The sequence below is a fragment of the Streptomyces vulcanius genome (assembly GCF_042653945.1).
Lineage (GTDB): Bacteria > Actinomycetota > Actinomycetes > Streptomycetales > Streptomycetaceae > Streptomyces > Streptomyces mangrovi.
Genome location: NZ_JBHSFK010000078.1, coordinates 1 through 24,082 on the forward strand (window position 1 = coordinate 1; position 24,082 = coordinate 24,082).

Sequence of the window (24,082 nt, forward strand, 5' to 3'; positions counted from 1 at the left end):
CCCATCCAGCGCCGCGAAGCCCCCCCGCCTCCGCCTCCGCCTCCTCCGCCTCCTCCGCCGCAGCGCCCCACGAGCCGGGCCGCGGCCGCCTCCGGACCGGACCCCGCCTCGACCACCTCGGCCGCCTCGGCCGCCTCGGCCAAGTCCCCGGCAGGGCCCGCGCCGTTCGACCCCCGCTCCCTCACCGACTTCCAGCTCGACGAGCTGACCCACCGTCTGACCGGCCGCATCACCCGTCTCCTCCGCACCGAACTCCGCCTGGACCGCGAACGCATCGGCAGACTCCGCGACCCCCGCCACTAAGCACACTTGAGCAACTGAAAGGCCAGGCCCTCGATGTCCCGCGATCTCGACCCGGGCTCCACCATCTTCTTCACCCTGACGATCGACGGCGAGAGCCTCGGTTACTTCAACGGGTGCGAGGGACTGTCCTCCCAGGTGGAGATCGAGCACCGCCAGGAGGGCGGGAACAACGGCTTCGTCTGGGCGCTCCCGTCCCGCGTCACGTTCTCCAACATCCGGCTGACCCGCCCCCTCACCCCGGACACCTCCAAGGTGGCCAAGTGGATCTCGTCGGTCACCACCGGAGTGACCCGCCCCACCGCCCAGATCGCCGCGCTGCGCGCGGACGGTTCGGAGGTCGCCCGGTGGGGGCTGATCGACGTGCTGCCGGTGAGCTGGCAGGGCCCCTCGCTGGACCCCGCGAACCCGGGCGTGGCCACGGAGGTCCTGGAGATCACCCACCACGGATTCACGGACTAGGACCAGGACCAGGCCGGAGGGACGGAAAACACATGGCCAAAGGAAGCAAGGGCGGCGCCGGCAAGAGCCTGGTCCGCGCGACACTCGCGATCCACGAACCGCCGGTCGGGACCAGCACCACACCCGGCGGGCTCATCAAGTCATTCGCGTTCGACTTCAACCCGGCGCAGCTGCAGCTCGGCCGCCGCGCCCAGTGGAAGGTGACCCCGACCGCCGCCGTCCGCGACGGTTCGAAGCCGGAGTTCATGGGCCCGGAGCCGCGCGAGATGACGGTCGAGATCTTCCTCGACACATCCGACGAGCCCGGCAGCAACAACGTCCTGAAGAAGGTCGAGTCGCTGCTGGAGTGCTGCGAGGTGACGACGAAGAGCATCGCCGCCAAGCAGCCGTCCCCGCCCTGGGTGGTGTTCCAGTGGGGGTCGTTCTCGACGGCCCGGTTCACGGCGTATGTGAGCAGCGTCGACGTCTCGTACTCGCTCTTCGGCACGACCGGTGTCCCCATCCGCGCCACCTGCCAGGTCCGGCTGCACGAGATCCCCAGCAAGACGCAGGGGCAGAACCCGACCTCCGGCGCCCTCACCGCCCAGCGGGTGCACCGCGTGGTGGCCGGGGACTCGCTGCAGTCGCTGGCCTGGCGCGAGTACGGCGACACCTCCGCCTGGCGGGCCATCGCCGAGGCGAACGGCATCGACGACCCGGCCAGGCTGCCCACCGGCGTCGAACTCGTGCTGCCGGCCGTGGAGGAGGTGCGTCACTGATGGTGCAGACCGCGTTCTCCAGCATCATCAAGGTCACCTGCGGTGGCCGTCCGCTGCCCCCCGACATCGCTCCGCTGCTCGTGGAGGGCTGGGTGGACCAGGGGCTCGGGGTGCCGGCCGCGTTCCGGCTGGTGTTCCGGGACCCCGACCGGCTGGTCCTCAAGAAGCTGGGCGTCAAGTTCGGCACCCCGGTGGTCCTCACGCCGATCGCCGACGGCCAGGGCGCCGGCGACCCCCTGCTCACCGGTGAGGTCTGCGGCCTGGAGGCCGACTACGACGGCACCGGCACCTTCACCGTGATCCGCGGCTACGACGCCGGCCACCGGCTGATGCGGCAGCGCCGGATCGCCGCGTACCGCAACCAGAGCGCGGCCGACATCGCCCGCAAACTGGTGGCGGGGGCCGGGGTGCCGGTCGGCGCGATCCGGGCCACCAGGAACGTCTACGAGTTCATCAGCCAGGCCAACGTCACCGACTGGGACTTCCTCGCGCGGCTCGCCGACGAGAACCAGATGGTCATGTACGTGGACTCGAAGGGGAAGTTCCAGTTCGTCACGGCGGACCCCGCGTCCGGGGCGCCCGCGCCCTCCACGCCGGGTGACAAGAGCCCGTTCGTCCTGGAGGCCGGCAACGACATCCTGCGGCTGCGGGCCGGTGTCACCACCGCCGAGCAGGTCGGCTCGGTCGAGGCGCGCGGCTGGGACGTGACGAAGAAGAAGGCGATCACCGCGACCGCGCCCGCCACCAAGAACGACGGCTACAGCATCGGTACGACCCCCGGCGAGGCCGCCGCCAAGTTCAAGACGACGAAGCTGGTCGACGCGCAGACGCCGTACGACCGCGATTCCGAGGTGAAGTTCGCCGCCAAGTCCCTCGCCGACGACGTCACCGGGTCGTTCGCCGAGCTGGAGGTCATCGCGCGCGGCACGCCGAAGCTGCGGCCCGGACTGCCCGTCGCGCTCGCGGACGTCGGCGCCCCCTTCGAGGGCAAGTACACCGCCACCTCCGTACGGCACGTCTTCGGCGCCGGCAATCACTACGAGACGTGGGTGACGGTCAGCGGCCGGCAGTGGCGTTCGCTGTACGGGCTGGCCTCCGGCGGCGGGGGCGCGGGCGCGTCGAACGGCCTTCATCTGCCCGGCACCGCGAACGCCCTGGTCACCGATGTGACCGACCCGCTCCGGCAGGGGCGGGTGAAGCTCCAGTTCCCCTGGCTCGACGACACCTACGTCAGCGACTGGGCGCGGGTCGTGCAGTGGGGCGGCAAGGACGGCGGCTCGATCTTCCCGCTGGACGTCGGCGACGAGGTGCTGGTCACCTTCGACCGGGGCGCCCTGGACCACCCGTACGTCATCGGCGGCCTCTACAACGGCAAGGACAAGCCGATGACGTCCCGGGACGTGCCGTTGCACGACGGCGCCCGCCGCCGGGCGGTCCGGCACACCCTCTCCGACCGCGACGACAACCGCATCGACCTGCTCAGCCAGACCACCGGCGGCCGCAAGCAGGGCGTACGGGTGACCACCGGCGACGACAAGCTCATCGTCAACCTGGACCGGACGAAGACCGAGATCACCATCGACAGCAAGGGCGCGGTCAACATCAAGGGCGGCCGGTCGGTGTCCGTCGACGCCGGCACCGACCTCACGCTCAGCGCGCGCCGCAACCTCTCCATCAGGGCCGGCGCCTCCCTCAGTCTGCGGGGCAACCTGGTCAACGTCAGGTCCATGACCGGCGTCATCGCGCTGGACGCGGCCGGTCTGCTCAGCCTCAAGGGCAGCCTCACGACGATGACCGCGACCAGCACCATCCAGATCAACAGCACCGTCAACGTGGGCATCCGGGCCGCGAACCTCATGCTCCAGGGCGCCCTACTCGTCAACGCGAAGCCGTATCCGCTGCTATGACACCCACGACATCCGGCAGCGGGAACCCAGGGAGAAGGTTGGTGGCCGTCTGATGGCCGAGCAATTCGTCGGATCGGGCTGGGCGTTCCCCCTGCGCATCGGCCCCACCGGGGGCATCGCCCTGGTCAGCGGCGAACGCGAGATCGAGGAGGCGATCCGGCTGATCCTCGCCACCGCCCCGGGCGAGCGCCCGATGCGCCCGGAGTACGGCTGCGCCATCCACGAGCTGGTCTTCGCCCCGGTCAACGAGGCGACGGCCGGCCGTATCCAGCACGAGGTGTACGTCAGCCTGGACCGCTGGGAGCCGCGCATCGAGGTCAACGACGTCGAGGTCACGGCCGGCGCCGAGCAGGGCGTCCTGTTCATCGACGTCCGCTACTCGATCCGCGGGACGAACAACCCGCGCTCTCTCGTCTTCCCCTTCTACGTCATTCCGTCCCACGACGAGCCGGATCTCCCCGGTTCCTCCGGTACGGCCTCCGAAAGCGACCGCTGATGGCCCTGCCCTCCCCCAACCTGGACGACCGCCGCTTCCAGCAGTTCGTCGACGACGCCAAGCGCTACATCCAGCAGCGCGCCCCGGAGTGGACCGACCACAACGTCTCCGACCCGGGTGTCACCCTCGTCGAGACGGTCGCGCACATGGCGGACCAGATCGTCTACCGGCTCAACCGCGTCCCCGAGAAGAACCACCTCGCCTTCCTCGACCTGGTCGGCATCCGGCTGTTCCCGCCCTCCGCCGCCCGCACCGACGTCACCTTCTGGCTGTCGGCGCCGCAGGACGATCCGGTACTCCTGCCCACCGGCACCGAGGTGGCGACGATGCGCACGGAGAGCGAGGAGGCGGTCGTCTTCGCCACGGAACGCGATCTGACCGTCGTACCCAGCGCGTTGACGCGTCTGGTGACGCAGCTCCAGGGCGAGCCGGTCACCGACCGCACCACGGACCTGGCCGAGGAAAGGGACGTGTTCTGCTTCGCGGAGTCCCCGCGTCCCGGCGACTGCATGCTGCTCGGCCTCAGCGCCGCCGTCCCGCACTGCGCGGTCGCCTTCGAACTCGACAGCCGCGTGGACGGCGTCGGCGTCGACCCGCGCCAGCCCCCGCTCGTCTGGGAGGCGTGGACGGAGGACGGCTGGCAGCCGTGCGAGGTCGACCGCGACGGCACCGGCGGCCTCAACCGCCCAGGCGAGGTCGTCCTGCACGTCCCCGGCGGCCATGTCCTGTCCCGCAACGGCGGCCAGGAGGCCGGCTGGCTGCGCTGCCGCGTCACCGAACCGCTGCCCGGCCAGCCCTTCTACACCCTCTCCCCCACGATCCGCTCCGCCGAGGCCTTCACGGTCGGCGGCACGGCCCCCGCCGTCCACGCCGAGACGGTCCACGACGAGGCCCTCGGCGAGTCGACCGGCCTCCCCGGCCAGCACCTGCGGCTGGCCAACGCCCCGGTCGTCGGCGACGATCCGCCGCTGCTCCTGCAGACCGCCCAGCACGAGGGCTGGACCGACTGGCAGGTGGTCCCCCACTTCGCCGCGTCCGGCCCGGACGACCGCCACATCACCCTCGACGCGGCCACCGGCGAGATCGCGTTCGGCCCGTCCGTCCGCGAACCCGACGGCACCCTGCGCCAGTACGGCGCCGTCGCCCCCAAGGGCTCGGTCGTCCGCGCCCGCCGCTACCGCACGGGCGGGGGCAGGGCCGGGAACGTGGCGCGCGGCGCCGTACGGGTACTCCGCACCTCCGTGCCGTACGTGGCCGACGTCGTCAACCGGGAGGCCGCGCGCGGCGGGGTCGACGGCGAGACGGTCGAGGAGGCGAAGCTTCGCGCCCCGATCACCCTGCGCGCCCAGGAACGTGCCGTCACCCTGCGCGACTACGAGGAGCTGGCCCGCCGCGCCGCCCCCGAGACCGCCCGCATCACCTGCCTGGAGGGCGAGGAGGGCGAGCACGGGGCGTACGCGGTACGGGTGTTGGTGGTTCCGCAGGCCGTCCCGGACCCGGGCGGCCGACTCCGCTTCGAGCAACTCGTGCCCGGTGACGCCCTGTTGAACCGCATCATGCGCCACCTGGACGAACGCCGCCTGATCGGCACGAGGTTGGCGGTCGGGCCGCCGTACTACCAGGGCATCACGGTCGTCGCGACGGTCCACGCCTTCCGGGGTGTGGACACCGACCGTGTCCGCCGGCAGGCCCACGACGCCCTCTACCGCCATCTCGACCCGCTCACCGGCGGCACGGACGGCAAGGGCTGGCCGTTCGGCCGTCCGGTGCAGTCCGGGGAGGTCTTCGCCGTCCTCCAGCGCGTCCCGGGCGTGGAGTTGGTCGACCAGGTCACCCTGCATCCCGCCGACCCCCTCACCGGCAAGCGCGGCGAGGCCACCGACCGCATCGACCTCTCCCCTCCCGCGCTCGTCTTCTCGTACGACCACCGGGTCCGTGTGATCGGGGACGGCGCATGAGCACGAGCACGCGGGGCTCGATCGACGGCCTGGGCTCCCCCACGCCGATCGGCGCGATGCTCCCGGCCGTCTTCGCGGACGACGACCTGGCGCAACGCTTCGTGGGCGGCCTGGACGACGTGATCGCCCCCATCCTCAACGTCCTCGACTGTCTGCCGTCCTACTTCGACCCCGCCCTCGCGCCGGTCGACTTCGCCCGCTGGCTGGCGAGCTGGGTCGGCGCGGAGACGGACGGCACGGAACCCGAACCCAGGCTGCGCGCGGCGGTGGCCGCCGCCGCCCACCTGCACCGCGTCCGGGGCACCCGCCGCGGCCTCTCCGAGGCCATCCTGCTGGCCTTCGGCGTGGAGCCGGAGATCTCCGAGAGCGGCGGCGCCGCGTGGAGCGCCCGCCCGCTCGGCCCGTTCCCCGGGGACGCCCGCCCCCACCTGCACGTCACGCTCCGCCTCCCCGCGCCGCACCCCGCGGACGAACACCGCCTGGACGCCCTCGTGGCCGCCGCACGCCCCGCTCACATGCCGTACACGGTCAAGGTAACCGCCTCGACCGCCTCCGAAAGGACCCCGGAGAGATGACCACCCAGAACTGCGCCGAGTGCGGCACCCGGGCGGAACCCGGCCAGTCCTTCTGCGACAGCTGCGGCGCCGTACTGAGCTGGACCGACCGCACACCGGCCCGGGCCGGCGCGGCGTCGACCTCCGCGGACGCGGCCACCGCCCCCTCCCGGACGACGCCGTCCTCGTCGTCGTCCGCGGCGTCGTCCGCGGCACCGGCGGCCTCCGACGCCCCGGAACGGCCCGCCGCCGACCGAAGCGCCTCAGCCGCGCGCGACGACGAACCCGCGGCCGGCGCGGACGACGACGAGGGCGACGACGAGGACACGACGGAGACCCCCATCCCGGACGTCCCCCCGGCCGCCCAGGACGAGTCGGCACCCACCACGCCCACTCCCGCCCCCGCCCTGGGGGACACGATGGCCGCGCGGGCCCGCTCCCTCCTCGTCCCGGTGGCCGACGCGCAGGAGCCCGCTCCGGCGCCCCCGTCCGTCGCCCCCGTACTGCCCGGCGTCCCGGTGGCGGACCGCCCGCAGGTGCGCGCCCCGGGCCCGGTCCTGGGCGAGGAGAACGGCGTGGCCTGCCCTTGGTGCGCCACCCCCAACCGGCCCGACCGGCACTTCTGCGTGCGCTGCGCGATGCCGATGACGCTGGAGGACCGCTCCTCGGTCCGGCTCCCCTGGTGGCGCCGTCTGTTCAACGGCAGCGGCGAGACCCCGTGGGCCGGCGACCGCCCCCGTCTGCGCCGCACCTTCGACCGCATCGTGACGTGGGTGATGGCCGCGGCGATCCTCACCCTCCTGATCATCGCGGGGGTGAACACCCCGGACGCCATCCAGGCCACCCGCGACCACTTCGCGAAGCGCTCGCCGGTCCCGCCGGACAGCGTCTCGGCCTCCCGCTCCTACCCCGGCCACAAGCCGGACCTCGCCTTCGACAGGATCAACAACTCCTGGTGGGGCCCGGGTGTCTCGGAGGCGGGCGAGGGCCAGTGGATCGAGGCGAACTTCGAGCAGCCGACCCGTCTGCTGGACGTGATCATCACCTCGGGCACCTCCGTCCGCCCCGACAAGCTGAGCGAGTCGACCCTGCCGCACCGTCTCAAGGCGACGGTGACCCTCAAGGACGGCAAGACCGAGACGCGTGAGCTGACGCTCGACCCGAGCGCGGGCGGCCAGCGCCGCACGTTCCGGGTGGGCGAGGTCACGAAGGTCCGCTTCACGATCGAGTCGGCGTACTCGCCCACACCGGACAAGCAGGTGTCGATAGCGGAGATCGAGTTCTTCGGCCCGTCGAGCGCGAACGCGTCGTAGCGGCAGGGATCCAGCCGGCCGGCCGCGCCTGAACCGCGGCCGGCTTTTCCGTGCGGTTTTCCATGTGGTTTCCCCGCGAAAGAACTCCTTGCGTAACTCAAGCAATAGTTTTATAGTTGCCTGAGTTAAGCAACGTACCTGTCGCCCGCCGGGAAGGACCTCGCCGTGTTCGCCTCCTTCATCCGCTTCGTCGTCTTCGGCGGCGGCACCGGAGTCCTCTGCAGCCTCGCCGTCCCGGCCCTGGCCACCGCGATGCCCTGGACCCTGGCCAACGCCCTGATCACGATCGCCTCCACCCTCCTGTGCACCGAACTCCACGCCCGCTACACCTTCCGCACCGGCCGCGCGGGCTGGCGCCAGCACTGGCAGTCGGCGGGCTCGGCGGCGGCGGCCTACGCGGCGACGAGCATCGCGGTCCTCACCCTCCACGCTCTCCAGCAGTCCCCGAGCATGCTCACGGAACAGCTGGTCTACCTCTCCGCCTCGGCCCTGGCCGGCATAGGCCGCTTCCTGGTCCTGCGCCTGGTGGTCTTCGCCAAGACGACCACCACCCCGACCACCCCCGTACTGCGCCTGCCGGCCCCGGTGTCCCATCCGGTCCTCACGGCCTGAGACGCCGAGCCGTACTCGGGCTCACCCGGCGGGCCTGTTCACGCGGATCAGCGTCTGCTGCCCGTTGGCGACGAGCTTGCGCTCGCCGTCGCCGTGGACGCCGTACGCCTCCAGCCGGCAGACGGTCAGGGTTCGTCCGGACTTCAGGACGGTTCCGACCGCCTCGACGAGGTCGCCGGCGGCGGGCGCGAGGAGGTTGATCTTGTACTCGACGGTGAGGACGTCCGAGTCCTCGGGGAGCAGCGTGAGTGCCGCGTAGCCGCCGGCGCTGTCCGCGATGGCACTGGTGGCACCGGCGTGGACGTAGCCGTGCTGCTGGGTCACCTCGGGACGGGCCGGGAGCAGGATGTGGACGCGGCCGGGGCCGATGTGGGCGAGGCGCGCGCCGAGGTGGGTCATCAGGCCCTGCCGGTCGAAGCTCTCCTGGATGCGCCTTCGGACCTCGGGGCTCGCCTGTTCCTGCTGCGTCCGGTCTTCCACGTACGTGCTCCTCTTCGTGTCCGTATCAGTGTCCGTGTCCGTGTCCGCATCGAGTGGAGCGGGGCGGCCTGTGGCTGGTCAGCCGGTCAGGCGTTCCACCAGCAGGAAACCGCCGATGGCGATCATCATGGCGCCGGAGGCCCGGGTGACGGCCCGGGCGGCCGCGGGCCGGGTCTTGAGGACCGTGCGGGCCAGGACGCCGACGGTGAGGTAGACCAGGGCGCAGGCCGTGATGTGGAGCGCGCCGAACAGACCGGTCTGCGCGGCGACGGGCCAGCCGCCGGTGGTGTTGATGAACTGCGGGAACAGCGAGAAGTACAGCAGCAATGCCTTCGGGTTCAGCCCGCTGATCCCGGCCCCCTTGAGCATGATCTGCAGGCGGGAGGACCCGATGGTCTCCTCGGAGGCCGCCGGAGTGGCCGGCTGCCTCAGCACGGTCCAGCCCAGCCACACCAGATATCCGGCGCCCGCGACGGTGAGCACGGTGAGCACGGCGGGCGAACTCGCCACGATCACCACCAGGCCGGCGACCGCGAGGAGCGTGTACCCCGCGTACCCGGCTATCAGCCCCGCGACCGCCGGAACGACCGAGCGGTCGCGCAGCCCGGCGGAGATCGCGTAGGCCCAGTCCGCACCCGGGGTGAAGACCAGCAGCAGGTCCACCGCCAGAAAGGCCGCCAGCGTCGTCGTGTCCATCGAACGTTCCCTCGTTCCCACTCGCATCCGTTGCCGCGAGAGGGAAGAATAGGGATGATATGCCCGAATGTGTTTGCGTTCTTGCCACTCTATCGGGCCATATGAGGGAGAATTTTCTTCATGGATGCCCTGGACCGGAAGATTCTTACCGAGCTGCAGCTCGACGGCCGTCTCACGGTCACCGAGCTGGCCGCCCGTGTGCGGCTGAGCATCTCGCCCTGCCACCGCCGCCTGCGCGACCTCGAACGGGAGGGTGCGATCCGCGGTTACCGCGCCGTCGTGGACCCGGCCGCCGTCGGCCTGCACTTCGAAGCCCTCGTCTTCGTCACCCTGCGCTGGGCGGACGCCGACAGGGTCACCGCCTTCGAGGAGGCCCTGACCGCGGTCCCCCAGGTCATCCAGGCCCAGCGCCTCTTCGGCGAACCCGACTACCTCCTGCGCATCGCCACCGCCGACCTCGCCGCCTTCCAGCAGCTCTATGACCAGCGGCTCGCCCGGCTGCCCGGGGTCGAGCGCCTGACCTCCACCCTCGTCATGAAGAACGTCATCGACGACCGCCCGCTGCCCGAGTAGGCGCCCGCCTAGGCACGCAGGGCGTCGACGGGTTCCATTCGGGAGGCTCGCAGGGACGGGTAGAGGCCTGCCAGGAGGCCGACGACGGCTCCGGCGACCGGGGCGCCGAGGGCTAGGCGGACGTCCAGGACCGGGGTCCAGTCACGGACGGCGGACACGGCCACCACGACGACCATGCCCAGGGCGGCGCCGATGACGCCGCCGAGGAGTCCGATGGTCGTCGACTCCACCAGGAACTGGCCGGCGATCTGCCGTCGCGAGGCGCCGAGGGCGCGGCGCAGTCCGATCTCCCCGATCCGCTCCATGACCGTCACCAGCGTCACGTTGGCGATACCGATGGCCCCGACCACCAGCGAGACCAGTCCGAGGACCAGGAACAGGCCGTTGACATCGCCCTGCACTCCCTTGCGTGCCTTGGCCGGGTCGGGCGGTGCCGTGACGGCGAGGGCGTCCTCGCTTCCGGGAGCCAGCGCGATCGGTGCCTGGTGGGCGACCTGCTGCGCCGCGCCGAGCGCGGTGTTGATCAGCACCCGGGTCACCACGCCCAGGCCCACCTGCTCCTCGGCCGTCGTGGGCGGCAGGATCACCGCGGTGGAGAGCTGCTGTTCCCGCTCGGCCTCGCCGAGAATCCCGATCACGGTGTAGGCCTGCCCCTTCAGGAAGACCGCCGGGGAGTCCTGTACCGAGGTGATGCCGAGGAGTCGTGCGGCCTGGTCGCCGAGCACCGCCACCCGGTCGTGCCGGGCGATGTTGCCGTCGTCGAAGAAACGTCCGGCGGTCATCCTGCCGCGCACCGCGGCGGGCAGCGCGGGGGACCCGGCCACGACCGCCATGGTCTGGCCGGAGACGTCCCCGGGTGCCACCACGTCGTTCGCCCGGACCTGGACGCTCGCGGTGTCGGTGGAGTCGGCGATCGCCGCCACCGAATCGACCCCGGCCAGCCGCCGGACCGCGTCGACACCCGACCAGTCGACGATCGGGACGGCGTCGGCCGACGCCGGTACCACCACCGTGACCGAGGTGGCGGTGAGGGCGTCGAAGCGGCCGACGATCTGGTTGCCCGCCGTGGCCGAGACCCCGATGGTGATGACCAGGGTGGTGATGCCGAGAACCGTGCCCAGGGTGGTGAGGGCGGAGCGCATCGGACGGGCCAGTACGCCCGCCAGTGCCTCCGTCCAGAGGTCTCGGGAGTCCATCCAGGGGCGCCCGATGCCCCGCGCCCGGGCCGCCCGGCCCGCCCGGCCCGCCCGGATCCTCATCGGCTCTCCTCGGTGAGCCGTCCGTCGCTGATCCTGACCCGGCGGTCGGCCCGTCTGCTGACCGTCTCCTCATGGGTGATCACGACCAGGGTCATGCCCTGCTCGGACAACTGGTCGAAGAGGTCGAGGACCGACGCGGTGTTCTCGCTGTCGAGGTTGCCGGTGGGCTCGTCGCAGAGCAGCAGCGCGGGCTCGCTCATCAGCGCACGGGCGATCGCCACCCGCTGCCGCTCACCACCGGAGAGCCGGTCCGGCCGGAAGCCGGACCGGTGCGCCAGGCCCACCCGTTCGAGCGCCTCCCCGGCCCTGGTACGGCGGCCCGCCCGGCCGCGCCCGGGGCGCGGACGGCGGTAGGCCTCGGCCAGCATGACGTTCTCGTCCACCGTCCGGTAGGGCAGCAGATGGAAGGACTGGAAGACGAATCCGATCCGGCCGCCGCGCAGCGAGGTGCGCTCCAGGTCGCCCAGCGTGTTGGTCTCCACCCCGTCGAGCCAGTAGGCGCCCGAAGTGGGACGGTCCAGCAGTCCCAGGGTGTTGAGCAGCGTCGACTTGCCGGAACCGGACGGGCCGACGATCGACAGGTGCTCGCCGCGCCGGACGACCAGGTTCACGTCCCGCAGGGCGTGCACCGGCGGCTCGGAGTCGAAGGTCCGGTCGACGGAGACCAGTTGGATGACCGTGTCCGCGTCGGGGACAACAGGCGTCGGCACGACGGACTTCGGCAGGCCGGACTCCGGTATGACGGTCATTGGCCGATCACCACCTGGTCGCCCGCCTTCAGGGCGTCACCGGACGGTGTGACCTCCACCTTCCCCTCCGCGGAGAGGCCCGCCTTGACGGAGACGTCCACCACCTTGCCGGCGCGCCGGACCTGCACCCTGGCCTGTCCGTCGGCCGAGGTGTGGAGCGCGGCGATGGGCACCGTCAGCACCTCACCGTCGGACGCGCCCACCTTGATGGTCACCTTGGCGGATCCGTTGGCGTTCTTGGTCAGCTTCCCCGACGGGATGGAGATCTGCACCGGCACGGGAGCCGACGCGTCGTCGCTCCCGCTGTTCGTCGTCCCCTGCGTGGTCTGGCCGTCCGTCGAGTCGGCCTTCGGCACGTCGTCGCCGAGTGCCACCAGTTCTCCCTCCACCTTCTCGCCGTCGGTGGTCTCCACCTGCGCCGTCATGCCCTTGTGGAGCAACTTGGCGTCGCCGGCCTGCACCACGGCCTGCACCACGACCTTGGAGCTGGTCACCGTGCCGACCGGTCCGGACGGGGTGTCACCGGTCTTCACCGACACCTTGTCCAGCCGGGCCGGCAGATCCGGCAGGAAGACCACCTCACCCGCGGGGACCTTGGTTCCGTAGCCGGCCCGGAAGTCGGAGAGCGCGGCGTTGGCCGCGTTCAACTGCTGTTGTGCAGACTTGAGTTGCAGCTTTCCGGCGGCACCACCGGAGTCGGTGCCACTGCCGGACCCGTCGGTGCCACTGCCGGACCCGTCGGTGCCGCTCCCGGACCCGGCCGTGCCGCCGCTCGGGTTCTGGGCCGCGAGGAGGCCCTGCTGCGCGGTGGTCACGGCCGCTTCCAGCGTTCCGAGCTGCTGCTTGTCCGCGGCACTGGGCTCCTGCGCGTCGTAGCCCTTGCTCTTGTACCAGCGGCTCACCGCCGCGGCGTCCCCCTGCCCGTACTGCCCGGTGGCCCCACCGGGGTTGAATCCGAGCCGGGCCAGGGCCTGTTCGAGCTGCTTGACGTCGTCTCCGGACGTGCCGGGACCCAGCGTGCGGTACATCGGAACCGATCCGCGCAGCACCAGCACCGGCCGTCCGCTCACCTGCATCAGCACGTCGCCCTCCTTCACTACCGACCCGGCCACCGGTGCCTTGGTGACCCGCTGGACGACGGCCTCGTTGGACCCGGACCCCCCGGAGCCCGAAGACGGTGGTCCGACGGGCCCGGCCAGGGCCAGGCTCTGCGGTGAGGCGAACTCCACCGAGCCCTGGGTCACCACACTCGCGGTCAGCGAACTGCGCTCGACCGCGACGGTGACCGGTCCGGCCTCAGGGGGCTGGTGTGCGGCGGCCGCGTCGGCCGGTGACTGCATCCGCGACCCGGCGAACCACCCGCCCGCGCCCACCAGCGCCACCGCGATGACGACGATGCCCAGCTGCCGGGAACGGCTGCTCTCCCCCTTCCGGCGCTGCCTCATCCGGCGCCCGCGTGGAACGAGGACTTCGGGACCACTGTCTTCCCCGAGTGCTCGGGGTGGCTGCTCATCCGGCACCGGTGGACCCCGGGGCCTTGAAGTACTTCGGGAAGTAGGCCGCCCGGAAGTCCTTGCCGCACTCCAGGTCCTTCGTCGCCAGGGCGATCTCCTTGGTGAGCAGCGGCAGGGCCTCCTCCTTGCTGAGGGGTTCCGTGGAGTCCCCGTCGGCGTTCTCCGCGGCGCCGGGAATGCTTCCCCCACCGGCGGGAGCGGCCTGGGCCGCCTGGAGTTTCACCATTTCCCCGATGCTGGTCGGTTGCGTGGTGGTGACGGGGATGCCCTCCCGCTTCAGGCACGTGGCGTACGACTGCGCGAGGCCGACCAGCTCCTGATCACCGTTGAGTGCCTGCGCGTTCTCCTGGTTCTTCGACGACGAGCTCAACAGCTCCTGGGGCGACGTGGAGCCGTAGACCTTCTTGTTGGCCGTTCCCATGCAACCGGTCCAGTCCTGCTCGCCGGACTTCCCCTCCGGGGGAGCTCCGAGCGCCTTCTCGTAGGCGGTCTTCTGCGCGGGAGTGAGCGTGTCGAGGTATTTCGAGTTGGCCGAGGGCTCGCTCTCCGACCTGCTCGACAGCTGGGAGTCATCGGGGTAGACGGCGCGCGCGGTGTAGCCGAAGCCGTACTTCTTCCGGTACTTCTCGGTGAGGTCGTAGTCCGCACCGTCGGTGGCCCAGCTGGCCACGGGATCGAACGGGGCGGTGGGGGTGTAGGTGAACCCCTGCTCCTTCATGCAGTCCGCGATCGCGTTCTCCACGAGGTACTGCTTCTTGAGGTCCGCACTGGCGTCCTCGGGAACGTCGAGCTTCCCCGACGACGACCCCGACCCGGCCGACCCCGACCCGGCCGACCCCGACCCGGCCGATTCCTTCCCGGCGGAGGCGGTGTCGCCGTCCGCCGCCCCGCAGGCTGCCAGCAGCGGCAGCAGAGTCACGGCCACGGCCAGTTTCCCCACCCTGTGGGATCCAGAGATTCTTTCCATGCGTTCCAGCCTGGTGACCGGAGTTGATGGCAACTGGCTCGGATCATGACCAAGCTGTAACAGCGTTCACGACGCGGCCGGTCCGGTGACGAGTTGCCCCTTCTTGTCGTACGGCCAGGCGTTGGCGACGCATCCGAACAGACCCTTGATCTGCTGCATCATGACGGGGGCCAGTTGCCCGGGGCCCCCGCAGGTCATGTGCGAGTAGCCCAGGAAGTGCCCCATCTCGTGGTTGATGATCAGCGCCCGGTAGTCATGGATCGGGCCGTCGAACGTGGGCGAGCCCTCGACCCAGCGCTTGAGGTTCACCACCACGCCGTTGGGGATCTCGCAGTTGTACTCGCCCTTGGTGTCCTGCTGGATGCCCGCCCAGCACAGGGCGTCCGCCGTTCCCGGCGTCGCGATCTTCACCTTGAGGTCGTACGGCTCCCCCTCGCTCACCAGCTGGAAGGAGGCGACCCCGTTCCGGGTCCAGCCCCGGGGAGCGGCGAGGATGTCGGCGATCTCGTTCGCCGCCTGGGTGGGAGAGATGTCGAGCCCGGTCTCGACCTGCACCACGTACCGGAGCAGACGTTTGCCCTGACCGGCCTTCGAGCCACCGGCCTTCGCGGTGACGAACGTGCCGGCACCCGTCGAGGGGACGTCGATCTTGGTGGGCGTCGGGGTCGGAGTGGGCGTCGGGGTCGGAGTGGGTGTGGGTGTGACGGTGGCGGTGGGCGTGGGCGTGACGCGAGCCGTGCTCCCCGCGCGCGGCTCTTCGCCCGCCGCCTCGTTCCGTCCGCCGTCCAGGTCCATGAAGAACGCCGCGGAGCCGAGCAGGCCGACGGCCACCAGCGCGCCGACCAGGATGTTCTTACCCCGGCGGCGAGGACGGCCCCGGCGGTGGGAGGGGCGGCGGTGGCCACCGCCGTGAGCGGTCCGCTCTCGTACCGAATGCATGGCAGTTCAAACTGATCATTTCAAATGATCGCCATGAGCCCGGACGGTCACGAAAGCGTAACGAGCAATCGGCTCCCCCGTCCTTGTCCTAACCGTCGTCGCGGCACAGGCAGAAGGGATGCCCGGCCGGGTCGAACAGCACCCGCACGTTCTCCTGCGGTTGAACCGGTGCCGGCGAGGCGCCCAGGGCGACGGCCTCGGCGACCGCCTCGTCCAGGTCGCCCACCTGGAAGTCGAGGTGCATCATGGGCCGCTGCTCCCCGTCGGCCGGCGGCCACACCGGTGGCCGGTACCCGGTGGCCTGCTGGAAGACGACGTAGACGGCCCCCTGCGGCGGGGCGACGACGGCCGTGCCGGGCTCCTCGTGCACGATCGGCCAGCCCAGCAGCTCCGCGTAGAAGCGGGCCAGCGCCCCGGGGTCCGGTGCCTCGATCGCGGTGCCCCACCACATGCGGCTCGTTCTGGATCGCATACCCAACCCTAAAACCACTGCCCCCAGCCGAAGGTGAAGAGGTAGGCCCTACGTCCCGCCTCCAGGCCTCGAACGCCCCGGAGGAACATGACAAGGAGGGCCACCAGGAAGAGAGCCGCGAAGGTCCCGAACACCAGGGCCCCGGCGACCGGTTGCGTCAGCAGTCCCACGAGCACACTCGCGAAGACCACGATCCCCAGACCGAGATGCGCATCGGACGGATCAGCCCTGAACAACTCGCGCAGTCCCTGGCGCATCGCCCGCATGTCGGAGTCGTAGCGCTCCCGCGCCGCCTCCGGATCGGCCGCGTCCCCCTCCGGCCACCGCGTCATCGTCGCCCCCCCCCAATCCATCCGCACGGATCCTCGGCCATGGCGGCAATGCCGGACCGGACACCCCGGCGGGTCCAGCGGTCAGGCCCCCGCCCCCTCCACCGGTATCTCCGCCTGGGCCACGAAGTCGGAGACCATGCGGTCGAAGAGGGTCGCGAGGTGGGTGAGGTCTTCCGGGGTCCAGTCGGACAGGGCGGCCTGCATGCCGTAGAGGCCCGCGTCGCGGATGCGGGTCACCGCCGTGCGGCCCTCGTCCGTGAGCCGGATGAGCTGGGCCCGGCGGTCCTCGGGGTCGGGGACGCGGGCGACGAACCCGGCCTTCTCCAGCTGCCGGAGCTGGCGGGTGACATGGGACGCCTCCACGGAGAGGCGGGCGGCCAGCATGCCGGGGCGGAGGAGTTCGTCCGTGGCGAGGTTGCGCAGGATCGCGACGGCGGCGCGGTCCAGCGGGAGTCCGACGAGGGACATCAGGCGTTCGTGCTGACGGGCCCGGCCGGCCAGGTACGTGATGCGGTTCAGGGCCTGCTCGATCGTGATCACGTCGGCGGAGACCCGTGTCGCTGCGGGTGACGGTGTGGTCATTACTCCACAGTACAGATGATTGCCTAACTCAAGCAAGATCCATCAATGATTGCTTGACTTAAGTAAGTCCAACATGATTGCCTAACTCAAGCAATGAAGAGCCACCGGAGCGACACCCCAGCACCAGGAGCACCGTCATGCGTCACGCCACCATCGCCCCCGCCGCCCGGAAGATCCGCACCCGCCGGCCCCTCCCCGCCCGCCGCGACGACTTCGCCCGGACCGCGCCCGTCCGCACGGTCATGCCCCTCTGGCAGGCCCTCGCCATGGACGGGGTGCGCTGATGGAACTCCAGCTGGCCTTCCTCCTGCTGACGACGGCCGCCACCGGCACCACCGCCCTCGCCTGGCGCGGCTGGGGACACCGCCACCGTCACCCCGCCGGCTGACCCGCCTCCGCCCTCTCCAGAGGACCCCCCACTCATGAGCTCCCCGCCTCCCAGAGTTCCCGAGCCTCCCAGAGTTCCCAAGTCCCCCTGGATCACCGACGCCGCCCTCGCCGCCGCGCTCTTCGCCTGCGCCTTCCCCGGCAGCGTGATCACCTTCCCCGGACAGGACCTGGACGTCCCCTGGTGGCCAGGTGTCCTGCTCGCCGGGGTCTCCTGCGCCGCCCTGAACCTGCGCCGTACGCATCCGCGCCGTACGGTCCTCCTCACCCTCGCCTGCGCGACGGCCGCCTCCGCGCTCGGGTATCTGCTGACCGTGCTGCTGCTGGCGCCCCTCATGGTCGCCCTCTACACCCTCGCCGCCGCCACCGACCGCCGTACCGCCAACACCTTCGCCTTCACGAGCGTCGCGCTGCTGATCGGCACCGGGCTGGCCGCCGGTCCGCCGAGCGAGCCGCTGGTGCTGAAACTGCTCGGGCCGACGGCCTGGCTGCTGCTGCCCACCTCCCTCGGCACCCTGAGCCGGCTGCGCGCGGCCTACCTGGACGCCGTACAGGACCGCATCGAGCACGCCGAGCGCACCCGGGAGGAGGAGACCCGGCGCCGGGTGGCCGAGGAGCGTATGCGCATCGCCCGTGACCTGCACGACGTCGTCGCCCATCACCTCGTCCTGGCCAACCTCCAAGCGGGCGCCGTGGCACGGCAGTTGCCCGGCCGGCCCGAGGACGCCGCCCGGCTCGTGAACGAACTCACGGGGACGACCGCCTGCGCCCTGCGCGAACTCAAGGCGACGGTCGGCCTGTTGCGAGAGCAGGGGGACACCGAGGAGACTGCCGCCTTCGACCGGCCGACCCCCGGTCTCGCCCAACTCCCCGATCTCGCCGCCTCCTTCAAGGGCGCCGGGCTCGAGGTCTCCGTGCGGACCGAGGGCGAGGCCAAGCCGCTCACCGCCGGCGCGGACCTCACGGCGTACCGGATCGTGCAGGAGGCCCTCACCAACGTCACCAAGCACGCCGCGGCCGACAGCGCCGAAGTGCGGCTGGTCTACGGCCGCGACCGGCTCGCCGTCACGGTGACGAACGAGAGCGGGGCGCCACGGCCGGCACGGACCGCCTCGCCCGGCGGCGACAGCGGCTACGGCCTCATCGGAATGCGCGAGCGGGCGCGTTCGGCGGGTGGGCACGTGTGGACGGGACACCGGCCCCAGGGCGGGTTCGTGGTCGTCACCGAACTGCCCCTGCGGCCCGCGCAGATGGGCACAACGAACGAGTCCCACCCCGCCTGAACGGGATGGGACTCGTGGAGTGGAGCGCCGGGCAGGCCTTGCACCTGCATTTCCCCGCAGGAAGCGGGGCGTCTTTCCTTGGACCACCAACGCAGAGGTCGTTCACCGTTTTTGTTTCCCGGTGACCGGCTCGAGATCAACTTTACCCCATTCTCAGGGGTGTTCCGACCAGCCTCCGCTACGCGACCTGGTCCACCTTCAGGTCCGTGCCCACCGTGAGGGTCACCACGCCCGCGGCCGCCGAGGCGTCCTGTGCCGCCTTCACCCCGCCGGGCAGCCGGGAGGCGAGTGCCGCGGCCTGCCGCTCCAGGCCCGCCGGATAGGTGACGGTCGTCTTCGTGGCCGTACCGGAGGCGTTGCCCGTGCCGGCGAGGGAGTAGCCGGCCGTGGTGAGGCGCTCGCCGACCGCCGCCGCACGGCCGCCGACACCGGTGCCGTTGAGGACCTGGACCTTGACGGAGGAGGCGTACACCACGTCCTTCTTCGCCGCCTCCACCTGCGCCTTGGTGACTTCCTTGTCCTTGGCCAGGGAGGTGAACACGTCGGCGGCCTGCGGGTACTGCCAGACGACGTTCGCCCTGTCGCTCGGATCGTCCGCCTCCCGGCCGTAGTTGGGCACGGTGAAGAAGTTCAGACGGTCGCTGTCAATGCCCTTGAGTTCGTTCGCGAGGCCGTACAGCGGCTCGAGGCCGGCCAGACCGGGGTCCGCGGTGAGGGACTTGGTGACGGACTTCAGGAAGCCGTACATCGCGTCGGCGTCCGTCAGCTTGGACTTGGCCTTCTTGGCCATGGCGTCCATGAACTCCTGCTGGCGGCCGATGCGTCCGATGTCGGAGCCGTCGCCGACGCTGTAGCGGGTGCGGACATAGCCGAGCGCCTTCTCGCCCCGGATGGTCTGGCAGCCGGCGGGCAGGTCCAGCCGGGCCTTCTTGTCGTGGATGGCCTCCTCCGGACAGACCTCGATGCCGTCCAGCGCGTCGACCATGCCCTTGAAGCCGGAGAAGTCGATCGACATGAAGTTGTCGATGCGCAGACCGGTGTTGGCCTCGATGGTCTTGATGCTGCACGCGGCGGCCCCGGCGACCTTGCCGCTGGTGCCGCCGATCGCGAACGCCTCGTTGATCTTGAAGTGGTGCACGGACGACGAACTGCCGTCACCCTTCTCGCAGGAAGGTATCTCCACCCACGAGTCGCGCGGGAAGGACACCACCGACGCCCATTCCCGGCTCGCCGGGATGTGCAGCACCATCAGCGTGTCCGACTGCATGGTGGTGAGGTCCTTGCCGTACTCGGCGTTGGCGCCGTCCCGGCTGTCGGACCCGACGAGCATGATGTTCTTCGAGCCGGGGCTGAGGTTCACCGGCCGGTTCTCGCCCAACTTGCCGTCCACGTCGGCCTGTTGGATGTTGCCGTTGAGGTCCTGGTAGATCCAGGCACCGGCCCCGCCGATACCGAGGACGACCAGGGAGGTCACCCCTGCACCCCAGGCGAGGATCCGGCCCCGCCGGGTCAGACGGGCACCGCCCGCGCTCGCCCGGCCGCGCGCCTGTCCCGCCGGAGCGTGTCCACGCCGCCTCGTGCCCGTGCCGCTCATCGGCGTTCACTCCTCCGCATCGGCCGTTCCACCCCGTACACCGTGCTCGGACATCGGCGTTGGTCACCGCCGAACGCCGGAACCCTACACGCAGGTAGGAATACGTCCGGAAAGCACAGACGACTCAGGAGACTCCCGGAACCGCACGAGGGTTGCCCCCCGGATCACATCCGCCGTGCGCCACGCGCCCCCCGTCCACTCTCGTACGCCCTCCGTTTGCCGGGCGGGGAAACGGCAGGTGGGACGGTGGGCGGGCCAGGATCGACGTGCCCATCAGCACAGACGATCGGAAGGTTGCGCCATGTCCGTACCCGCGCCCCTGGACCACTCCGCCTCCGGTTACTCCCTCCCGCACGCCTACTGGCTCGCGCGGGCGGCGGGCGCCGCCTACAAGTCCCCGGACGAGGCCGAACGGCTCGCCCGGGACTGGGGGTTCGACCGCTTCCGGCACTTCTCCGCCTCGCACCCCATGCCGTTCCCCATCGAGGACACGCAGGCGTACGTCGCGGGCGGCGACCGCATGGTCCTGGTGGCGTTCCGCGGCACCGAGCCGGCCAACCTGCGCGACTGGCTGACCGACGCCAACACCCCGCCGGTCCCCGGCCCGGCCGGCAAGGGGTTCGTGCACTTCGGCTTCCACCGCGCCCTGGACGCCGTCCACCCGCAAGTCCGCGACGCGGTCGGCGAGTTCAAGAACAACGGGCAGACGGTGTGGTTCACCGGGCACAGCCTCGGCGGGGCGCTCGCCATGCTGTCGGGTGCCCGTATGCACTTCGAGGCGCCCCGGCTCCTCCCCGACGGCGTCTACACCTACGGCCAGCCGCGCACCTGCGACCGCGTCCTGGCCGCCGCCTACGACCAGGCCCTCAAGGGGCGCACCTTCCGGTTCGTCAACAACAACGACGTGGTGCCCCAGGTCCCGCCCGCCCCGGCCTTCCACCACGTCGACGCCGTACGGTACTTCGACGCCGACGGCCGCCTTCACGACCGTATGCCCGCACTGGGCATGCTGGCGGACAAGGTCCGCGGTGCCACCGCGGACCTCTTCGCGCCCGCGTCGGACGGCGTGCGGGACCACTTCATGGACCACTACATCGCGGTACTGGAGAAGAACCTCAACTAGGACGGCCGGGGAGGTAAAAGCCGGGTGGGGTCAGCCGAACATGCCCGGCTTGTAGTCGCCGGCCGGCTGCTGGACGACGACGTTCACCCGGTTGTAGGCGTTGATGAGGGCGATGAGGCAGGTCAGGGCGGCGAGCTGGTCCTCGTCGTAGTGCTTGGCGGCGTTCGCCCAGGCCTCGTCGGTGACGCCGCCGGCCGCGTCGGCGATACGGGTGCCCTGCTCGACCAGTTCCAGGGCGGCGCGCTCGGCGTCGGTGAAGACCTTGGCCTCGCGCCAGGCGGCGACGAGGTTGAGGCGCTGCGCGGTCTCACCGGCGGCGGTGGCGTCCTTGGTGTGCATGTCGGTGCAGAATCCGCAGCCGTTGATCTGGCTGGCGCGGATCTTCACCAGCTCCTGCGTCGCGTGCGGGAGGCCGGAGTCGGAGAGCGCCTTGCCGGCCGAGTTGATGTGGCGGAGGAACTTGCCGGCGACCGGGTTGGCGAAGAGGTTCAAACGGGCTTCCATCACGGGCTCCTGTGCCGTTGATCGGACAGTTACACCCCTCAGACCGGACAGCCGGACGGGATGTGACAGCCCCGGACGTGACCCGCGTCACACCCCGCCCGGCGGACCGTCCGCGACGGCGCGGACGGTCCGGTCGGGCGGGGCGCGGTGTGGTGACCGACCGGTGACTACGGCGCGTTGATCAGGTCGACCGGCGGGACCTTCACCGTGCGGTGGCCGGTGGTGCCGCCGAGAACGACCTTGCGGTAGGAGATGTTGTTCTTGAGGTTGGTCTCCTTGAGGCGCTTGGCCGGGTTGGCGACGACCTCGATGTAGTACGTGCCGTTCGCCAGGCCGGTGACGTCGAAGGACTGGCCGGGGCGGTACTGGGTGTAGGTGTCACCCGAGCCGACGTCGAGGACCTCGCGGACCGAGATGGAGTTCTGCTGGCCGCAGGCGGTGGACAGGTCGGTGTTGTTCGGGTGCCAGTTGGCGTTCTTCACCGTGTAGTCGATCGCGTCGGTGTTGGCGAGGCAGAACGCCTCCTTGCCGCTCTTGACGATGTCCTTCTTGTCCGCGGACAGCAGGTGGTAGCTGGCGAAGTCCGTGAAGTGCCAGTGCTCGTGGCCGATGCGCGGGTCCCACTCCATGGTGCCGGTGGGGGTGTAGCCGATCTGCTTGCCCTTGGCGTCGTAGAAGTACTGGTACGCGTCCATCAGGTCGGCGCCCGGCTTGCGGAAGCCGTCCACGACGAGCGGCGCGGGGCCGGCGTTCCAGACGTTGGCGCTGAAGGCGAGGTAGTCGCGGCCGGCGGTGTCGCCGTCCTCGCCGTCGGTGATCGCGATGTCCCAGGCGGGCAGCGAACGCAGGTCCGGCTTGGGCGCGTTGGCCGGGACGGTGGCACGGCCGGTGGGCCGCTTGGTGTTGGCCTTCAGCGCGGACGCGATGCGCGAGCCGTCGGTGTGACCGCTGCCGTCACCGAGGTGGGAGGCGAGACCGCGGTCCTGGAGGGCGTGGGAGAGGTCGGAGGGCACGGGGGCGTCGGCGCCGCGGGGCCCGTAGTGATGCCCGGCACCCCCCATGTCCATCCCGGACATGCCCGCCATGCCGCTGTGGTCCATGCCGGCCATGTCGTGGGACATGGCGGAGGAGCCGCCGCGGGTGAGTCCGACCCCGCCGCCCTCGCCGCCGCCGTTGTCGAACTGACGGACGGTCACCTTGATGGTCGGCTGGTCGTTGGGGATGCCGAACAGGTCCCGGTACTTCTTCGCGACCGCCACCTTGGCCGTGTACTCGCCCGCCGGAAGGTCCACCGGCTTGTCGTACTCGTAGGTGGTCGTGTTGGCCGCCCAGCCCTTCTCCACACCCCACACCGAGCCGAGCGTGAAGGGGTTGGTGGAGCAGCTCTCCGGATAGTGCGAGGTGGCCGGGGCGTCGGGGCGCAGCCGTCCGGAGGCGTTGTTCGGGCAGAAGTTGCTCTTGATCTTCTTCACCTCCGCCCCGGCGCTGTTCTTGACGGAGATCTCCAGGAAGCCCGGCAGCCCCCCGAAGTCCTTCACGAGCCCGGCGGGCAGCTTCTTCGTCGTCACCTTCTTGCCGTTGCGCAGGATCTGCTGGGCGACGACCGGGTCCTTGTACGACTTGCGCGTCACCTTGAGCTCGAGGGGCGCGTTGTCGACGGTGACGTACGTGCCGAGGTCGAAGTCGAGCTGGACCCCGTCCCCCCAGTCGTACCGGTCGAGCGTCACGGCCTTCGAGGCGGCGACGAGCTTGAGCTTCGGCTTCCCCGCCGTGCTCTGCGGCGCCGCGCCGGCACCGGGAGCGGCCCCGGCGACGGCGACGACGGTGAGGGCGGCCCCCGCGGCGAACGCGCCGCGCTTGAGGCCCTTGCGGTGTTGCTGTCTGGTCATCGGTTCCTCGTCTGCGAGTGCCATGGTCAGTGGCATCGGACTGGCCAGCCCACCCCCCGCCCCACCCGCCGAACGCACCGCAGGCACTCCGGCAGGGACTGTGAGCACCCTGTGAGAGAGCCAAACCCCGCACCGAGGTTGCCTGTTGAAGACAACCTCGTGAGGATTCCTTGACCCTGCCCGCAGCCGCCAGAAGTCTCGGAGCATCCAGTCGCCGTCGGCGCCGCGGACGCGGGAGTAGTTGCCGTCCTGTTGACATCCTCCCCCTCTTAAAAGAGGGGGATTCCAACCCGGGTGGGTTGAGGTTCACGGGCGTTCGCACGGCTGGTGGCCGTTGTCACCCCTCCGGCACCGGCTGTTCGCCGGGGGCGGGGGATCC

The 24,082-nt window shown here is 70.9% G+C and carries 25 protein-coding genes and 1 pseudogene; 13 read left to right on the forward strand and 13 right to left on the reverse strand.

Annotated features, from left to right (window positions below):
* The 9 genes and pseudogenes from ACFPIH_RS54855 to ACFPIH_RS54895 form a co-directional block, all read left to right on the forward strand.
* Positions 1-303: pseudogene (locus tag ACFPIH_RS54855) on the forward strand (extensin); the annotation flags it as partial.
* 33 nt (positions 304-336) lie between these two features.
* Positions 337-762 (forward strand): phage tail protein, encoded by a 426-nt coding sequence (locus tag ACFPIH_RS54860; RefSeq protein WP_189715086.1) that lies wholly within the window; start codon positions 337-339, stop codon positions 760-762.
* A gap of 32 nt (positions 763-794) precedes the next feature.
* Positions 795-1,520 (forward strand): CIS tube protein, encoded by a 726-nt coding sequence (locus ACFPIH_RS54865; RefSeq protein WP_381187380.1) that lies wholly within the window; start codon positions 795-797, stop codon positions 1,518-1,520.
* Entirely contained in the window at positions 1,520-3,427 is a 1,908-nt protein-coding gene (locus ACFPIH_RS54870) for a VgrG-related protein (protein WP_381187383.1), read from the forward strand. Before ACFPIH_RS54865 ends, ACFPIH_RS54870 begins: the two co-directional genes overlap by 1 nt.
* A gap of 52 nt (positions 3,428-3,479) precedes the next feature.
* Entirely contained in the window at positions 3,480-3,923 is a 444-nt protein-coding gene (locus ACFPIH_RS54875; RefSeq protein WP_381187386.1) for a GPW/gp25 family protein, read from the forward strand.
* Entirely contained in the window at positions 3,923-5,881 is a 1,959-nt protein-coding gene (locus ACFPIH_RS54880) for a putative baseplate assembly protein (RefSeq protein ID WP_381187388.1), read from the forward strand. Before ACFPIH_RS54875 ends, ACFPIH_RS54880 begins: the two co-directional genes overlap by 1 nt.
* A complete protein-coding gene (locus ACFPIH_RS54885) occupies positions 5,878-6,456 on the forward strand; it encodes a phage tail protein (protein WP_381187390.1) in 579 nt (192 codons plus the stop codon). Before ACFPIH_RS54880 ends, ACFPIH_RS54885 begins: the two co-directional genes overlap by 4 nt.
* The gene (locus ACFPIH_RS54890; RefSeq protein ID WP_381187393.1) at positions 6,453-7,748 is read left to right on the forward strand and encodes an NADase-type glycan-binding domain-containing protein; all 1,296 of its coding nucleotides are present in this window, start codon (positions 6,453-6,455) and stop codon (positions 7,746-7,748) included. Before ACFPIH_RS54885 ends, ACFPIH_RS54890 begins: the two co-directional genes overlap by 4 nt.
* 165 nt (positions 7,749-7,913) lie before the next feature.
* The gene (locus tag ACFPIH_RS54895; RefSeq protein WP_381187396.1) at positions 7,914-8,360 is read left to right on the forward strand and encodes a GtrA family protein; all 447 of its coding nucleotides are present in this window, start codon (positions 7,914-7,916) and stop codon (positions 8,358-8,360) included.
* Between the two features lie 21 nt (positions 8,361-8,381).
* On the opposite strand, the gene ACFPIH_RS54900 is transcribed toward ACFPIH_RS54895, so the two are convergent.
* Together ACFPIH_RS54900 and ACFPIH_RS54905 are read right to left on the reverse strand one after the other, a co-directional pair.
* A complete protein-coding gene (locus ACFPIH_RS54900) occupies positions 8,382-8,840 on the reverse strand; it encodes a PaaI family thioesterase (protein WP_381187398.1) in 459 nt (152 codons plus the stop codon).
* 78 nt (positions 8,841-8,918) lie between these two features.
* On the reverse strand, positions 8,919-9,536 hold the full coding sequence (locus ACFPIH_RS54905; protein WP_381187401.1) for a LysE family translocator: 618 nt from the start codon (positions 9,534-9,536) through the stop codon (positions 8,919-8,921).
* Between the two features lie 120 nt (positions 9,537-9,656).
* Between ACFPIH_RS54905 and ACFPIH_RS54910 the strand changes: the two genes are divergently transcribed.
* Positions 9,657-10,109 (forward strand): Lrp/AsnC family transcriptional regulator, encoded by a 453-nt coding sequence (locus tag ACFPIH_RS54910; protein ID WP_381187404.1) that lies wholly within the window; start codon positions 9,657-9,659, stop codon positions 10,107-10,109.
* Between the two features lie 8 nt (positions 10,110-10,117).
* Here the strand turns inward: ACFPIH_RS54910 and ACFPIH_RS54915 are convergent, their stop codons facing one another.
* The 8 genes from ACFPIH_RS54915 to ACFPIH_RS54950 form a co-directional block, all read right to left on the reverse strand.
* Complete coding sequence (locus ACFPIH_RS54915; protein ID WP_381187407.1) at positions 10,118-11,368, reverse strand: ABC transporter permease; 1,251 nt, start codon at positions 11,366-11,368, stop codon at positions 10,118-10,120.
* Positions 11,365-12,117 (reverse strand): ABC transporter ATP-binding protein, encoded by a 753-nt coding sequence (locus ACFPIH_RS54920; RefSeq protein ID WP_381187409.1) that lies wholly within the window; start codon positions 12,115-12,117, stop codon positions 11,365-11,367. The genes ACFPIH_RS54915 and ACFPIH_RS54920 overlap by 4 nt, the downstream gene beginning before the upstream one ends.
* Positions 12,114-13,562 (reverse strand): peptidoglycan-binding protein, encoded by a 1,449-nt coding sequence (locus tag ACFPIH_RS54925; protein ID WP_381187411.1) that lies wholly within the window; start codon positions 13,560-13,562, stop codon positions 12,114-12,116. The genes ACFPIH_RS54920 and ACFPIH_RS54925 overlap by 4 nt, the downstream gene beginning before the upstream one ends.
* Before the next feature lie 64 nt (positions 13,563-13,626).
* Entirely contained in the window at positions 13,627-14,556 is a 930-nt protein-coding gene (locus ACFPIH_RS54930; RefSeq protein WP_381187414.1) for a hypothetical protein, read from the reverse strand.
* Positions 14,557-14,664: 108 nt separating this feature from the next.
* Positions 14,665-15,537, reverse strand: a complete 873-nt coding sequence (locus ACFPIH_RS54935) for a DUF3152 domain-containing protein (RefSeq protein ID WP_381187417.1) — start codon at positions 15,535-15,537, stop codon at positions 14,665-14,667.
* 88 nt (positions 15,538-15,625) lie between these two features.
* The gene (locus tag ACFPIH_RS54940) at positions 15,626-16,009 is read right to left on the reverse strand and encodes a VOC family protein (protein ID WP_381187420.1); all 384 of its coding nucleotides are present in this window, start codon (positions 16,007-16,009) and stop codon (positions 15,626-15,628) included.
* Between the two features lie 8 nt (positions 16,010-16,017).
* Positions 16,018-16,341, reverse strand: coding sequence for a hypothetical protein (locus ACFPIH_RS54945; protein ID WP_381187424.1), 324 nt, complete (start codon positions 16,339-16,341; stop codon positions 16,018-16,020).
* A gap of 81 nt (positions 16,342-16,422) precedes the next feature.
* Positions 16,423-16,923, reverse strand: a complete 501-nt coding sequence (locus ACFPIH_RS54950) for a MarR family winged helix-turn-helix transcriptional regulator (protein WP_381187427.1) — start codon at positions 16,921-16,923, stop codon at positions 16,423-16,425.
* A gap of 137 nt (positions 16,924-17,060) precedes the next feature.
* Between ACFPIH_RS54950 and ACFPIH_RS54955 the strand changes: the two genes are divergently transcribed.
* On the forward strand, positions 17,061-17,207 hold the full coding sequence (locus ACFPIH_RS54955; RefSeq protein WP_381187430.1) for a hypothetical protein: 147 nt from the start codon (positions 17,061-17,063) through the stop codon (positions 17,205-17,207).
* 138 nt (positions 17,208-17,345) lie between these two features.
* A complete protein-coding gene (locus tag ACFPIH_RS54960; RefSeq protein ID WP_381187433.1) occupies positions 17,346-18,593 on the forward strand; it encodes a sensor histidine kinase in 1,248 nt (415 codons plus the stop codon).
* Positions 18,594-18,771: 178 nt separating this feature from the next.
* On the opposite strand, the gene ACFPIH_RS54965 is transcribed toward ACFPIH_RS54960, so the two are convergent.
* On the reverse strand, positions 18,772-20,187 hold the full coding sequence (locus ACFPIH_RS54965) for an LCP family protein (protein ID WP_381187436.1): 1,416 nt from the start codon (positions 20,185-20,187) through the stop codon (positions 18,772-18,774).
* Between the two features lie 301 nt (positions 20,188-20,488).
* Here ACFPIH_RS54965 and ACFPIH_RS54970 point away from each other — a divergent pair, with 301 nt between their 5' ends.
* Positions 20,489-21,310, forward strand: a complete 822-nt coding sequence (locus ACFPIH_RS54970) for a lipase family protein (RefSeq protein WP_381187439.1) — start codon at positions 20,489-20,491, stop codon at positions 21,308-21,310.
* Positions 21,311-21,340: 30 nt separating this feature from the next.
* Here ACFPIH_RS54970 and ACFPIH_RS54975 read toward each other — a convergent pair whose 3' ends face one another.
* Both ACFPIH_RS54975 and ACFPIH_RS54980 read right to left on the reverse strand, forming a co-directional pair.
* Complete coding sequence (locus tag ACFPIH_RS54975) at positions 21,341-21,814, reverse strand: carboxymuconolactone decarboxylase family protein (RefSeq protein ID WP_381187442.1); 474 nt, start codon at positions 21,812-21,814, stop codon at positions 21,341-21,343.
* A gap of 167 nt (positions 21,815-21,981) precedes the next feature.
* The gene (locus tag ACFPIH_RS54980) at positions 21,982-23,703 is read right to left on the reverse strand and encodes a lysyl oxidase family protein (protein ID WP_381187444.1); all 1,722 of its coding nucleotides are present in this window, start codon (positions 23,701-23,703) and stop codon (positions 21,982-21,984) included.
* Positions 23,704-24,082: the final 379 nt, after the last annotated feature.